This window comes from Pedococcus sp. P3_C7 (assembly GCF_056402615.1).
In genome coordinates this window covers 154,315-167,105 of the sequence record NZ_JBFUHC010000006.1, presented here as the reverse complement: position 1 = coordinate 167,105, position 12,791 = coordinate 154,315, and the positions used below count along the sequence as shown (strand labels likewise).

Annotated in this window: 11 protein-coding genes; 10 read left to right on the top strand and 1 reads right to left on the bottom strand. The window is 68.9% G+C overall.

Going from position 1 to position 12,791, the window contains the following annotated elements; all coding sequences use genetic code 11:
- Window positions 1–5 precede the first annotated feature (5 nt).
- Window positions 6–542, bottom strand: coding sequence for a GNAT family N-acetyltransferase (locus tag AC1DS4_RS09125; protein ID WP_477615544.1), 537 nt, complete (start codon window positions 540–542; stop codon window positions 6–8).
- A 329-nt stretch (window positions 543–871) separates the two neighbouring features.
- Between AC1DS4_RS09125 and AC1DS4_RS09120 the strand changes: the two genes are divergently transcribed.
- From AC1DS4_RS09120 to AC1DS4_RS09075, 10 genes are all read left to right on the top strand, one after another.
- Window positions 872–961 carry a 3-isopropylmalate dehydrogenase gene (locus tag AC1DS4_RS09120; protein WP_477615543.1) on the top strand — a complete coding sequence of 30 codons (90 nt, stop codon included), beginning with the start codon at window positions 872–874 and terminating at the stop codon, window positions 959–961.
- A gap of 124 nt (window positions 962–1,085) precedes the next feature.
- Window positions 1,086–2,153 carry a 3-isopropylmalate dehydrogenase gene (locus AC1DS4_RS09115; RefSeq protein ID WP_477632737.1) on the top strand — a complete coding sequence of 356 codons (1,068 nt, stop codon included), beginning with the start codon at window positions 1,086–1,088 and terminating at the stop codon, window positions 2,151–2,153.
- Between the two features lie 103 nt (window positions 2,154–2,256).
- Window positions 2,257–3,366 carry a branched-chain amino acid aminotransferase gene (locus tag AC1DS4_RS09110; protein ID WP_477615541.1) on the top strand — a complete coding sequence of 370 codons (1,110 nt, stop codon included), beginning with the start codon at window positions 2,257–2,259 and terminating at the stop codon, window positions 3,364–3,366.
- 102 nt (window positions 3,367–3,468) lie between these two features.
- Entirely contained in the window at window positions 3,469–5,058 is a 1,590-nt protein-coding gene (locus AC1DS4_RS09105; protein ID WP_477615540.1) for an amino acid permease, read from the top strand.
- Window positions 5,055–5,987, top strand: a complete 933-nt coding sequence (locus AC1DS4_RS09100) for a phosphotransferase (RefSeq protein WP_477632736.1) — start codon at window positions 5,055–5,057, stop codon at window positions 5,985–5,987. Before AC1DS4_RS09105 ends, AC1DS4_RS09100 begins: the two co-directional genes overlap by 4 nt.
- Window positions 5,984–8,452, top strand: coding sequence for a GcvT family protein (locus tag AC1DS4_RS09095; protein ID WP_477632735.1), 2,469 nt, complete (start codon window positions 5,984–5,986; stop codon window positions 8,450–8,452). Before AC1DS4_RS09100 ends, AC1DS4_RS09095 begins: the two co-directional genes overlap by 4 nt.
- Before the next feature lie 58 nt (window positions 8,453–8,510).
- Window positions 8,511–9,233 carry a FadR/GntR family transcriptional regulator gene (locus AC1DS4_RS09090; RefSeq protein ID WP_477615537.1) on the top strand — a complete coding sequence of 241 codons (723 nt, stop codon included), beginning with the start codon at window positions 8,511–8,513 and terminating at the stop codon, window positions 9,231–9,233.
- A gap of 19 nt (window positions 9,234–9,252) precedes the next feature.
- Window positions 9,253–10,620, top strand: coding sequence for a glutamine synthetase family protein (locus AC1DS4_RS09085; RefSeq protein WP_477623320.1), 1,368 nt, complete (start codon window positions 9,253–9,255; stop codon window positions 10,618–10,620).
- Window positions 10,617–11,996 carry an aldehyde dehydrogenase family protein gene (locus tag AC1DS4_RS09080; RefSeq protein WP_477615535.1) on the top strand — a complete coding sequence of 460 codons (1,380 nt, stop codon included), beginning with the start codon at window positions 10,617–10,619 and terminating at the stop codon, window positions 11,994–11,996. The genes AC1DS4_RS09085 and AC1DS4_RS09080 overlap by 4 nt, the downstream gene beginning before the upstream one ends.
- 11 nt (window positions 11,997–12,007) lie before the next feature.
- The gene (locus AC1DS4_RS09075; protein WP_477615534.1) at window positions 12,008–12,775 is read left to right on the top strand and encodes a 3-oxoacyl-ACP reductase; all 768 of its coding nucleotides are present in this window, start codon (window positions 12,008–12,010) and stop codon (window positions 12,773–12,775) included.
- Window positions 12,776–12,791: the final 16 nt, after the last annotated feature.

The window sequence follows — 12,791 nt, the reverse complement described above, 5'->3', positions numbered from 1 at the left end:
CAGGCTCAGACCGGCGGTGGGTCGTCGTGGAGCACCAGGTTGAACATGATGTTGTCGCGCCACTCTCCGTCGAGGTACAGGAAGGCCGGGATCCGGCCGCACTCCTCGAAACCACACCGACGCAGCACTCGCTGGGAGACGAGGTTCGAGACGTTCGTGCCTGCCCCGAGTCGGTGCAGGTCCAGGTCCCGTGCTCGCCGGATCAGGAACTCGAGCGCGGCCACGGCAAGGCCCCGGCGCAGGTGGGCGTGGTCGATCCAGTACCCCACGTCCGCCCCGTACATGGCCCCTCTCACGATGTTCTGGAGGGTCGCTGTCCCGACGACCTCGTCACCGTGCCACAACAGCCAGGCGTCGAACAGGCCGAGCTCGACCTGGCGCAGTCGGTCGCGGATGGCCTCGCGCTGGCCCTCCTCGGTGAAGAACGCGTCCGGCCTGACCGGCGCCGGTCGAAGATGTTCGCGGTTGCGGGTGTAGGCGGCCGCGAGGGCGGCGGAGTCGTCGAGCGAGAGTGGGCGCAGGGAGTAGTCGTCGGGCAGCACCTCGTCACCCTAGGCACTGGCATGGTCCGCGACGCGGCAGGGCGTCAGAGGTTGAGGGGAAGCACTGTGGCGGCGCTCACGTCCAGACGTGTCTCACTGCGTGGGAAACGGGTGTCGTTTAGTTGGACGTCCACGTAACCTCGAAGACATGACGCGGCAGGTCGTAATTCTTATCCGCCGCGGCGAGTTCCGGTAGTCAGCCCACTCGCCGCGGAGATCCCGCGTGCGTGGCTGACAGTGGCGCCCCGTTAACCGGAGAGCGCCCAGCGAGACACCGAGAACCCAGACAAACCCGAACCCTGTTGGGACACAGGGGCATCCGCAAAGGAATGAGTGACATGAGCGAAGAGGCCGAGAAGGCACGTCAGGCACTGCAAGAGTCGATGGACCTGCGCGAGCAGGGTCACTCCGACGACTGACGTCGCAGGCATGATCCACCGCACCATCTGGGTGCGACGACGAACGGCTTCGGGCACCCGCCCGGGGCCGTTCGTCAGGTGAGACACCAGTATCAGATCGCAAGACCGTCTTTAGGCTGGAGACATGGCTCCCGACAGCACTGGCAACGACACCGTCAACCTCGCCGTCATCGGCGGCGACGGGATCGGTCCGGAGGTCGTGGCGGAGGGCATCAAGGCCCTCGAAACGGTCACTGCCGGCACGGGGACCAAGTTCCACACCACCGAGTACGACCTGGGCGCCCGTCGGTGGCACGCCACGGGCGAGACCCTGCCCGACTCGGTGCTCGAGGAGCTCCGCGGCCACGACGCGATCCTCCTCGGGGCGATCGGCGACCCGACCGTCCCCAGCGGCGTGCTCGAGCGCGGTGTGCTCCTGCCGCTGCGCTTCGCCCTCGAGCAGTACGTCAACCTTCGTCCCGCCAGGCTCTACCCCGGCGTCCTGAGCCCGCTGGCCGTGGAACGCGTGGCGCCCGGCGGCATCGACTTCGTGGTGGTCCGTGAGGGCACCGAGGGCCCCTACGTGGGCAACGGTGGTTCGTTGCGCGCGGGCACCCCGCACGAGATCGCGACCGAGGTCAGCGTCAACACCCGATTCGGCGTCGAGCGGGTCGTCCGCGACGCGTTCGCCCGCGCGCAGGCCCGCCCCCGCAGGCACCTCACGCTCGTGCACAAGCACAACGTGCTGACCCACGCCGGTCACCTGTGGCGGCGCACCGTCGACGAGGTGGGCGCCGAGTTCCCCGAGGTCACGACGGCCTACCAGCACGTCGACGCGGCCACGATCTTCCTGGCCACCGACCCCGGTCGGTTCGACGTGATCGTCACCGACAACCTGTTCGGCGACATCATCACCGACATCGCGGCCGCCATCGTCGGCGGGATCGGCCTCGCCGCCAGCGCCAACATCAACCCCGACCGCACGGCACCGAGCATGTTCGAGCCCGTCCACGGGTCCGCACCCGACATCGCAGGTCAGGGCAAGGCCGACCCGACCGCCACCATCCTGTCCGTCGGCATGCTGCTCGAGCACCTGGGGCGCACCGACGAAGCCGCCAGGGTCGAACGCGCGGTCGCCGCCGACCTCGCGACGCGGGGGAGCGCCGTACGCAGCACGACCCAGGTCGGCGACGCCATCGCGTCCCTCCTGTAGGTCACCGGCTGCATCCGACGTCTCCTGCCCGGGTGGTGTGCCGGACAGGTAATCTCGGCAGGAGCAGCCCCGCCCTGACGGGGGCGACACCCAGGAGGACTTCATGAGCCAGACCACCGCCCCGCTGACCTTCGAGGTCACGCGTCGCACCGACCCGCGGCCGGACGCGGAGCGCGAGGCAGTACTGGCCAACCCGGGGTTCGGCACCACGTTCACCGACCACATGGTCACCGCCGTGTGGCGCAAGGGCGAGGGGTGGAGCGAGGGCAAGGTCACGGCCTACGGACCCATCACCCTGATGCCGTCGGCGGCGGTGCTGCACTATGCCCAGGAGATCTTCGAGGGCATGAAGGCCTACCGGCACGCGGACGGGTCGATCTGGACCTTCCGCCCGGAGGCGAACGCCCAGCGGATGCGGCGCAGTGCCCGTCGGATGACGCTGCCCGAGCTGCCCGAGGAGGACTTCCTCGCCTCGCTGCGGGCACTGGTCGAGGTCGACCAGGCCTGGGTGCCCTCCGGTACCAGTGGTGAGTCGAGCCTCTACCTGCGGCCCTTCATGTACGCCTCGGAGGCCTTCCTCGGGGTTCGACCCGCGACCGAGGTGACCTACTCGGTCATCGCCTCCCCGGCCGGCGCCTACTTCAGCGGCGGCATCAAGCCGGTCACCCTGTGGCTCTCGACCGACTACGCGCGCGCCGGCGAGGGCGGCACCGGCGCGGCGAAGTGTGGCGGCAACTACGCCTCGAGCCTCGCGGGCCAGCTCGAAGGAATCGAGAACGGTTGCGACCAGGCGGTGTTCCTCGATGCGTCGACGCACACCTTCGTCGAGGAGCTCGGCGGCATGAACCTGTTCTTCGTGACCAAGGACAACAAGCTCATCACGCCCGAGCTCACCGGCTCGATCCTCGAGGGTGTCACGCGTTCCTCCGTGCTCGCGCTCGCCAAGGAGATGGGGCTGGAGCCCGAGGAGCGACGCATCCCGATCCAGGAGTGGAAGGACGGAGCGGCCAGCGGGGAGATCGTCGAGATCTTCGCCTGCGGCACCGCGGCCGTCATCACGCCTGTGGGCGAGCTGCGCTGGGCAGGCGGCTCCTGCGACCACCGGGGCGGCGTCGACTACGGCGAGGTGACCCGCACCATTCGTGAGCGGCTCCTCGACATCCAGTACGGCCGCACCGAGGACACCCACGGCTGGTTGACGCGCCTCGTCTGACCCGCCGGGTGACTAGTCAATGGTTTGTGATTGGACCATTGACAGGGTGAGTCTCGTGGGTGAAATATCGGCTCCACTTCGCACCGAAGACTAGGAGCCCGTATGGCCAGCGTCAGCAAACTCTCGGACGACGAACGCCGGTTGGCGGAACTCGGCTACAAGCAGGAGCTCAACCGGTCGTGGTCGGGCTTCTCCAACTTTGCGATCTCGTTCTCCATCATCTCGATCCTTGCGGGCTGCTTCACGACGTTCGGCCAGGGCTTCAACAACGGTGGCCCGATTGCGATCTCGTGGGGCTGGCCCATCGTGTCGCTGTTCATCCTCATCATCGGGTTCACCATGTCCGAGCTCGTGTCGGCCTACCCGACCTCCGGCGGCATCTACTGGTGGGCCAGCAAGATGGGCGGCGCGCGGGCCGGCTTCTTCACGGGCTGGCTCAACCTGATCGGTCTCGTGGCCGTCACGGCCTCGGTGGCCTACGGGTGTGCGACCTTCATCGACCTGACCCTCAGCACGTTCTCCGAGAGCTACGCCGGCAGCTACTCGTTGACGAGGGTGTTCTGGACCTTCCTCATCGTCCTGGTGCTCGCCTCCGTGCTCAACATCTTCAGCGGCCACCTGATGGCACTGATGAACAACGTCTCGGTCTGGTGGCACGTCGTCGGTGCGGCGATCGTCATCCTGATCCTCATCCTCGTGCCTGACCACCACCAGAGCTTCTCCTACGTCTTCACCGAGCGGTTCAACAACTCGGGCTACAGCGGAGGCTCGAACAGCTCGGTGAAGTACTGGTTCCTCGTGGTGCCCTTCGGGCTGCTGCTCACGCAGTACACGATCACCGGGTTCGACGCCTCGGCCCACCTCTCGGAGGAGACCTCTGCCGCCTCGCAGGCAGCCGCCAAGGGGATCTGGCAGTCCATCTTCTACTCGGCCATCGGTGGCTGGATCCTGTTGCTGTGCTTCCTGTTCGCCGTGCCGGACAAGGACGGTGCGCCGGACAACGCCGGCGTCGGCGGCGGGGGCGTGGCCTACATCTTCACGAACGCGATGAGCTCCAAGTGGGCCACCGCGATCCTGCTCATCTCCGCGATCGGCCAGTTCTTCTGCACGACGTCCTGCATGACCAGTGCCTCGCGCATGACGTTCGCGTTCAGCCGCGACGGTGCGATCCCGGGCTCGCGGCTGTGGTCCTCGCTCTCTGCCAACAAGGTCCCGGCCAACGCGGTCATGCTGGTTGCCGTGGTGGCCGCGCTGATCACCCTGCCGGCTCTCAAGGAGGTCAACATCGGCACTGCCGACAAGCCCCTCATCGTGCCGGTGGCCTTCTACGCCGTCGTCTCGGTGGCGGTGATCGGCCTCTACCTCGCGTTCCTCATCCCCATCTGGCTGAGGTGGCGGATGGGTGACTCCTTCCAGCCAGGCAGCTGGAACAACGGTGCGAAGTACAAGTGGATGAACCTCATCGCAGTCATCGAGATCGCGATCATCTCGGTGTACTTCATCATGCCGTTCGTCCCCGCCGGGGTGCCGTTCACGGACGACTTCGACTGGAAGTTCGTCAACTACGCACCGATCCTGACGATCGGGTCGCTGATCGTGCTCGCCGTGTGGTGGCAGGTCTCGGCCCGCAAGTGGTTCAAGGGCCCGAAGCACACCATCGACCAGGCGGTCGTCGAGGCCTTCGGCGAGTGAGCCACGGGGTCACCCTCGACCAGGCGCTCGCCCAGCTCCCTGCCCTTGCGGGCGATCGGGAGGTGAGTGAGCTGCCCGGTGGGCTGACCAACCACAACTACCGGGTCCGGACGGCGACGCAGGACGTCGTCGTCCGGATCTCGCCGCCCACGACCGACCTGCTGGCCGTCAACCGCGAACACGAGTGGCTCAACAGCCGTGCCGCGGCGCTGGCCGGAGTCGGCGCTCCCGTCGTAGACTACCTCCCGGGACAGGGGGTGCTCGTCGTCGGCTTCCTTCCGGGGCGGACGTATGCCGCGAGCGACGTCGCGTCCAACCTGCGGCGGATCGCCGCTGCGCTTCGCCTGCTCCACGCCGGGCCCCCCTTCGCCTCCGACTTCGACATCTTCGACATCCAGCGTCGCTACTGGGGCATCGTCACCCAGCGAGGGCTGCGCGTCCCCGACGGGTATGTCGAGCTGCGCGACGTGGCTGCGCGGGTCGAGGCCGCGCTGCGCCGGTTCCCCGAACCCCGGGTGCCGTGCCACAACGACCTGCTGGCGGCCAACTTCCTGGACGACGGCGGCAGCATCCGCATCGTCGACTACGAGTACTCCGGCACCAACGAGGCGTCGTTCGAGCTGGGAAACCTGGTCAACGAGTCGCAGCTCGACCATGAGCACCTCGTGGAGCTGGTCGACTCCTACTACGGGTCGGTGGACGACCGGCTGTTGGCACGAGCGGAGCTGTGGGGCCTCGCCGGCCGCTACGCGTGGACCCTCTGGGGAGCGATCCAGCACGGCGTGTCCGACGTGGAACACGACTTCTGGGACTTCGCCCTCGAGCGCCACGACCTCGCGGCGGCGCTCTTCACGAGCGCGCGGCTTGACGAGCTCATCGATGCGGCCACCACTGCGGTGTCCGGCGACGTGACGGGCGACCCGGCGTGAACGAGCAGCTGCCGGAGCGGGCCCGGGTCGTCATCATCGGTGGCGGCGTGATCGGGTGCAGTGTCGCCTACCACCTGGCCCATCTCGGCTGGACCGATGTGCTGCTCCTCGAACAGGGTTCGCTCTCGTGCGGCACGACGTGGCACGCTGCGGGGCTGGTCGGCCAGCTGCGGGCCACTGAGGCGAGCACGCGACTCGTGCAGTACTCGACGGACCTGTACTCGCGCCTCGAGGCGGAGACGGGTCTCGGCACGGGATACCGCGTCTGCGGCGGGCTCACCGTGGCCCGCACCGAGGAGCGCATGGTGGCGCTGCGGCGCACGGCTGCCAGCGCCGCGGCATACGACCTGGACTGTGAGCTGCTCACCGCGGGGCAGGCGCACGAGCGCTACCCACTCATGCGCGCCGAGGACCTGGTCGGTGCGATCTGGCTCCCGGGTGACGGGAGAGCGGACCCGACGGACCTCACCCAGGCCCTGGCGAAGGGCGCGCGGATGCGTGGGGTGCACATCGCTGAACGGGTGCGCGTCACGGACGTGCTGACGAAGGGCGGCCGGGCCACGGGCTTGCGGACCGACGAGGGAGACGTCGAGGCGGAGGTCGTCGTCAACTGTGCCGGCCAGTGGGCCAAGGCCGTGGGGGAGCTGGTCGGGGTCACCGTGCCGCTGCACTCCGCCGAGCACTTCTACGTCGTGACCGAGCAGATCGAGGGGGTGCACCGTGACCTGCCGATCCTGCGCGACCCGGACGGCTACACCTACGTCAAGGAGGAGGTCGGGGGTCTCCTCGTGGGCGGGTTCGAGCCGGTGGCCAAGCCGTGGGTACCCCCGGACCAGATCCCCTACCCGTTCGAGTTCGCCCTGTTGGAGGAGGACTGGGAGCACTTCGAGGTCCTCATGGACAGCGCCGTCCACCGGCTGCCTGTGCTCGCGGAGACGGGGATCCGCAAGTTCTACAACGGGCCGGAGAGCTTCACCCCCGACAACCAGTTCATCATCGGCGAGGCGCCCGAGCTGGCCGGCTTCTTCGTCGCGGCGGGCTTCAACTCAGTGGGGATCGCGTCGGCGGGCGGTGCCGGTCGGGCGCTCGCGGAGTGGATCGTCGAAGGCGAGCCGACCACCGACCTGATCAGCGCCGACATCCGCAGGTTCTCCCCGTTGGCGGGCAACAACGACTGGCTGCGCCGCCGCGTGGGCGAGGTGTTGGGGCTCCACTATGCAGTGCCCTGGCCCAACCGTGAGCTCGAGACAGGGCGACCGCTGCGCCGTTCACCCGTCCATGACCTGGTCGTCGCCCAGGGTGCCTGCCTGGGGAGTCGGAACAACTGGGAGCGGCCGAATGTCTTTGCGCCCCATGGTCTCCCGCCTGTCATCGACTACTCCTGGGAACGTCCCACGTGGGTCGACTGGTCGGTCGCCGAGCAGCTGGCGACGCGGGAGGCGGTAGCCGTCTTCGACCAGACCTCCTTCTCGAAGTACCTCGTGGTCGGGGAGGGCGCCGAGCGCGCCCTCCAGTGGGTCTGCACCGCCGACGTGGGTGTGCCCGTTGGTCGCTCGGTCTACACGGGGATGCTCAACTCGCGTGGCACCTACGAGTCCGACGTGACGGTCACGAGGACTGCCGCCGACGAGTTCTTCGTGGTGAGCAGCGCCGCGACGACGGTCCGAGACATCGACTGGATGCGCCGTCACTTCCCGCCCGACGCGTCGGCGCACGTCGTCGACCTCACGAGTGCGTATGCCGTGCTCGGCGTCATGGGACCACGGTCCCGTGAGCTGCTGCAACGGTTGTCGCCCGATGCGTTCGACGACGCGTCGTTCCCCTTTGCGACCAGCAGGGAGGTCAGGGTCGGGCAGGCGACGGTGCGGGCGACTCGCATCACGTATGTCGGTGAGCTGGGCTGGGAGCTGTACGTCCCCACGGATCTCGCCGCCGGCGTCTACGAGGACCTGTTCGACGCGGGCAGCGACCTGGGTGTCGTGCCGGCCGGCTACTCCACGATCGAGTCGATGCGGCTGGAGAAGGGCTATCGCGCCTTTGGCCGCGAGCTGACGACGGAGACCGGGCCGGTCGTCGCCGGTCTCACCTTCGCGTGCAAGCTCCGGACCGACATCGACTTTCTGGGGCGAGCGGCCGTCGAGCAGTCGCGGCTGGTGCCTCCGGCCCGGCGGATCGTCTCGTTCGTGGTCGACGACCCCGCCGCCTACCCATGGGGTGGCGAGCTCGTGCTGCGCGACGGCGAACCGGTCGGCCAGGTCACCAGCGCCGCCTGGGGCGCCAGCCTGGGGAGCGGGGTCGGACTGGCCCTTGTGGGCGACCGGGCCACGGGCAGCGCCACCGCTGACTGGCTGCGCAGCGGCAGCTACGAGATCGACCTCGCGGGGAAGCGCTACGACGTGGCGGTGGGCCTGCGTCCGCCGTTCGACCCCGACGGGCTGAGGCTCGCGCGCGAGACGGCGACGTGACGAAATGGTTCTTTCGCAGACCATTGACGCGACCCGGTGGGGGGTATTGGATCTGAACGTGAGTCCCGCCCCGCAGACGTCCCTGCCGCACGTCGTGCTGCGGCCTGCATCGGGCAACGCGTTCGAGTCGACCGTCGAGCAGCTCGCGACAGCCATCCGGCTGGGGGTCTTCACCGACGGCGACCAGCTCCCTCCCGAACGCGAGCTCGCCGAGCGCCTCGGCGTCAGCCGCAACACGCTTCGCGAGGCGATCGCGGCGCTGCGCGAGTCCGGGCTCGTCACGACGCGGCGCGGCCGCGGTGGTGGCACTGTCATCACCTACGCCGGACTGGAGCCGGGGACCGGCGCAACGCCGGTCCGCACGGGGGCGGCGCTGGCCGACGCGATCGACTTCCGGCGGGTGGTCGAGCCGGGCGCTGCCGCCCTGGCGGCCACCAAGGCGCTGGCCGCCGACCAGCGGGCCTGGTTGATCGAGAGCGCCAAAGCGGCGCGCGAGGCTCCGGACAACGCCGCCCACCGGCTGGCCGACAGCCGCTTCCACCTGGCCATCGCGACCCTCTCCGGTTCGCCGATGCTCATCGAGGCCGTCACCCGCGCCCAGTCCGCGCTGCACGAGCTGCTGACCGCGATCCCGGTGCTGCCCCTCAACATCGCCCACTCCAACGACCAGCACGAGGCCATCGTCGCGGCAGTCCTCGGCGGGGACGCCGACACTGCCCGGGCCACCATGGAAGAGCACTGTGACGCCACGGCAGCCCTGCTGCGCGGGTTGCTGGGCTGAGGCAGGACAGGGAGACGCCATGACCACACCACCCCAGCTCACCGTCGACGAGCTCAAGGCGGACATCGCCGCGGGCACCATCGACACGATCATCGTGGCCTTCACGGACATGCAAGGACGGCTGCAGGGCAAGCGGATCCACAGCCAGTTCTTCCTCGACTCGGTCCTCGGGCACGGCACCGAGGGGTGCAACTACCTGCTCGCTGTGGACGTCGACATGAACACCGTCGACGGCTACGCGATCAGCTCCTGGGAACGCGGTTACGGCGACATGATGTTCGACCTCGACCTGTCGACCCTGCGGCGCACGCCAGGTCAGCCCTACTCGGCCACCGTCCAGTGCGACCTGTCCTGGCTCGACGGCAGCGGGCCGGTGCGCCCGTCACCACGGTCGGTGCTCAAGGCCCAGGTCGACGCGGCCGCCGAGCTCGGCTTCGTGGCGCTCACCGGCACCGAGCTCGAGTTCATCGTGTTCGAGGAGAGCTTCGAGCAGGGCTGGGACCGGCGCTACCAGGGCATGACCGGGGCCAACCGCTACAACGTGGACTACTCGATCCTCGGCGGCACCAAGGTCGAGCCGCTGCTGCGCGAGATCCGCAACGAGATGTATGCCGCGGGCGTGACCGTGGAGAGCGCGAAGGGCGAGTGCAACCCAGGACAGCACGAGATCGCCTTCCTCTACGACGAGGTGCTGCGGACCTGCGACAACCACGTCGTCTACAAGACGGCTGCCAAGGAGCTCGCCGCCAAGCACGGGCAGTCGCTGACCTTCATGGCCAAGTTCGACGAGCGCGAGGGCAACTCCTGCCACATCCACCTGTCACTGCGAGGGCTCGGTGGGGAAACGGTCTTCGCCGACGAGGACCGCGAGGGTGGACGCTCACTCGTCTTCGAGCACTTCGTCGCAGGCATCCAGGCCACCATGCGGGACTTCACCCTGCTCTACGCACCGAACATCAACTCCTACAAGCGGTTCCAGCCCGGTTCCTTTGCGCCCACGGCCATCGCCTGGGGCACGGACAACCGGACCTGCGCGCTGCGGGTCGTCGGGCACGGTGCCGGGCTCCGCGTCGAGAACCGGGTCCCCGGGGGCGACGTGAACCCCTACCTCGCGGTGGCGGGCATGCTCGCCGCCGGGCTGCACGGCATACGCGAGGAGCTCCCGCTCGAGCCGGCGTTCGGCGGCAACGCCTATGCCTCCGACAAGGAGCGCGTGCCCTCGCTGCTCAGCGAGGCGCGTGAGCTGTTCCTCGCCTCGCCCGTCGCCCGAGCCGCGCTGGGGGACGACGTGGTCGAGCACTATGCCCACGCCGCCAAGATCGAGCTCACCGCGTTCAACGCGGCGGTCACCGACTGGGAGCGGGTCCGGGGGTTCGAGCGGCTGTGAGCGCGACGATCCACGAGGTTCTCAACCCCGCAACAGAGGCGGTGGTGACGGAGGTCAGCCTGGCCTCGGTCGAGGACGCCGACGCGGCGATCGCCGCAGCAGAGGCTGCCGGCCCCGCCTGGCGCGCCCTGGCTCCAGCCGACCGGGGCCGGCTGCTGCGCAGGTTCGCGGAGGTCGTGGACGACCACCTCGAGGAGCTGGCCCGGCTGGAGGTGGCCAACGCCGGCCACACCATCGGCAACGCGCGCTGGGAGGCAGGCAACGTCCGCGACGTCCTGACGTACTACTCCGCCGCACCCGAACGCCACTTCGGCAGGCAGATCCCCGTCGCGGGCGGAATCGACGTGACCTTCAAGGAACCCTTGGGGACGGTCGGGATCATCGTGCCGTGGAACTTCCCGATGCCCATCGCCGGGTGGGGATTCGCCCCGGCGCTGGCAGCAGGGAACACGGTGGTGCTCAAGCCTGCTGAGCTCACCCCGCTGACGGCTCTGCGACTCGGTGAGCTGGCCCTCGAGGCTGGACTGCCCGAGGGCGTGTTCACGGTGGTCGCGGGCAAGGGGTCGGTCGTGGGCGAGCGGTTCGTCACCCACCCCGCGGTGCGCAAGATCTGCTTCACGGGATCGACCGCGGTGGGGCAACGGATCATGCGTGGCGCGGCCGACCGGGTCAAGCGGATCACCCTCGAGCTCGGTGGCAAGAGCGCCAACATCGTCTTCGCCGACAGCGACCTCGAGAAGGCTGCAGCCACGGCCCCCTATGGCGTCTTCGACAACGCCGGCCAGGACTGCTGCGCACGGAGCCGGATCCTGGTGCAGCGCAGCGTCTTCGACAGGTTCATGGAGCTGTTCGAGCCGGCCGTGGCCGGGGTCGTGGTCGCCGCACCCGGCGACGAGGGCACCGAGATGGGTCCGCTCATCAGCGCGGGTCAGCGCGAGACCGTCCGGTCGTATGTCGAGGAGTCGCCCGAGCCGGTCGAGGTTGCCTTCCGGGGTGGGGCGCCCGAAGGCGCCGGCTACTGGTACCCGCCAACGGTCGTTCTGCCCCGAGCCACGACCGACCGCGTCTGGCAGGAAGAGGTCTTCGGGCCGGTGGTCGCCGTGATGCCGTTCGACGACGAGGCCGACGCGGTCGCGAAGGCGAACGACACGGCATACGGGCTGTCCGGCTCGATCTGGACGCGCGACGTGGGTCGGGCGCTGCGGGTGGCGCGCGGGGTCGAGGCCGGCAACCTGTCGGTCAACTCGCACAGCAGCGTGCGGTACTCCACCCCCTTCGGGGGCTTCAAGCAGTCCGGCCTCGGCCGGGAGCTCGGACCGGACGCCCTCGACTCGTTCAGCGAGGTCAAGAACGTATTCATCTCCACTGACAGCTGAGAGGACACTTCATGGCAGGCAGGCTCCAGGGCAGGGTGGCCGTCGTCACGGGCGGGTGCAGCGGCATCGGGCTCGCGACGGTGCGACGGTTTGCCGAGGAGGGCGCCACGGTCGTGATCGGCGACCTCGACGACGCCGCGGGGGAGTCGATCGCCGCGGAGCTGGGGGGTGCCTACGTCCACTGCGACGTGACCGACCCCGAGGAGGTCGAGGCGCTGTTCCGCACGGCCAAGGAGAAGTTCGGCAGCGTCGACGTCGCGTTCAACAACGCCGGGATCTCGCCTCCCGACGACGACTCGATCCTCACCACCGGGCTCGACGCGTGGCGCCGGGTGCAGGAGGTCAACCTCACCAGCGTCTACCTGTGCTGCAAGGCTGCCCTGCCCTACATGCTGGAACAGGGACGGGGTTCGATCATCAACACCGCGTCCTTCGTCGCGGTGATGGGTGCCGCCACGAGCCAGATCTCCTACACGGCCAGCAAGGGCGGCGTGCTGTCGATGTCGCGTGAGCTGGGCGTGCAGTTCGCCCGCGAAGGGGTGCGGGTCAACGCCCTCTGCCCCGGGCCGGTCAACACGCCACTGCTGCAGGAGCTGTTCGCCAAGGACCCCGAGCGGGCGGCCAGGCGGATGGTGCACATCCCGGTCGGCCGGTTCGCCGAGCCGGTGGAGATCGCCAACGCGGTCCTCTTCCTCGCCAGTGACGAGTCCAGCTTCATCACGGCCTCGCAGTTCCTCGTCGACGGCGGGATCAGCGGCGCGTACGTCACCCCGCTGTGAGAACGAGCGCCCCTGT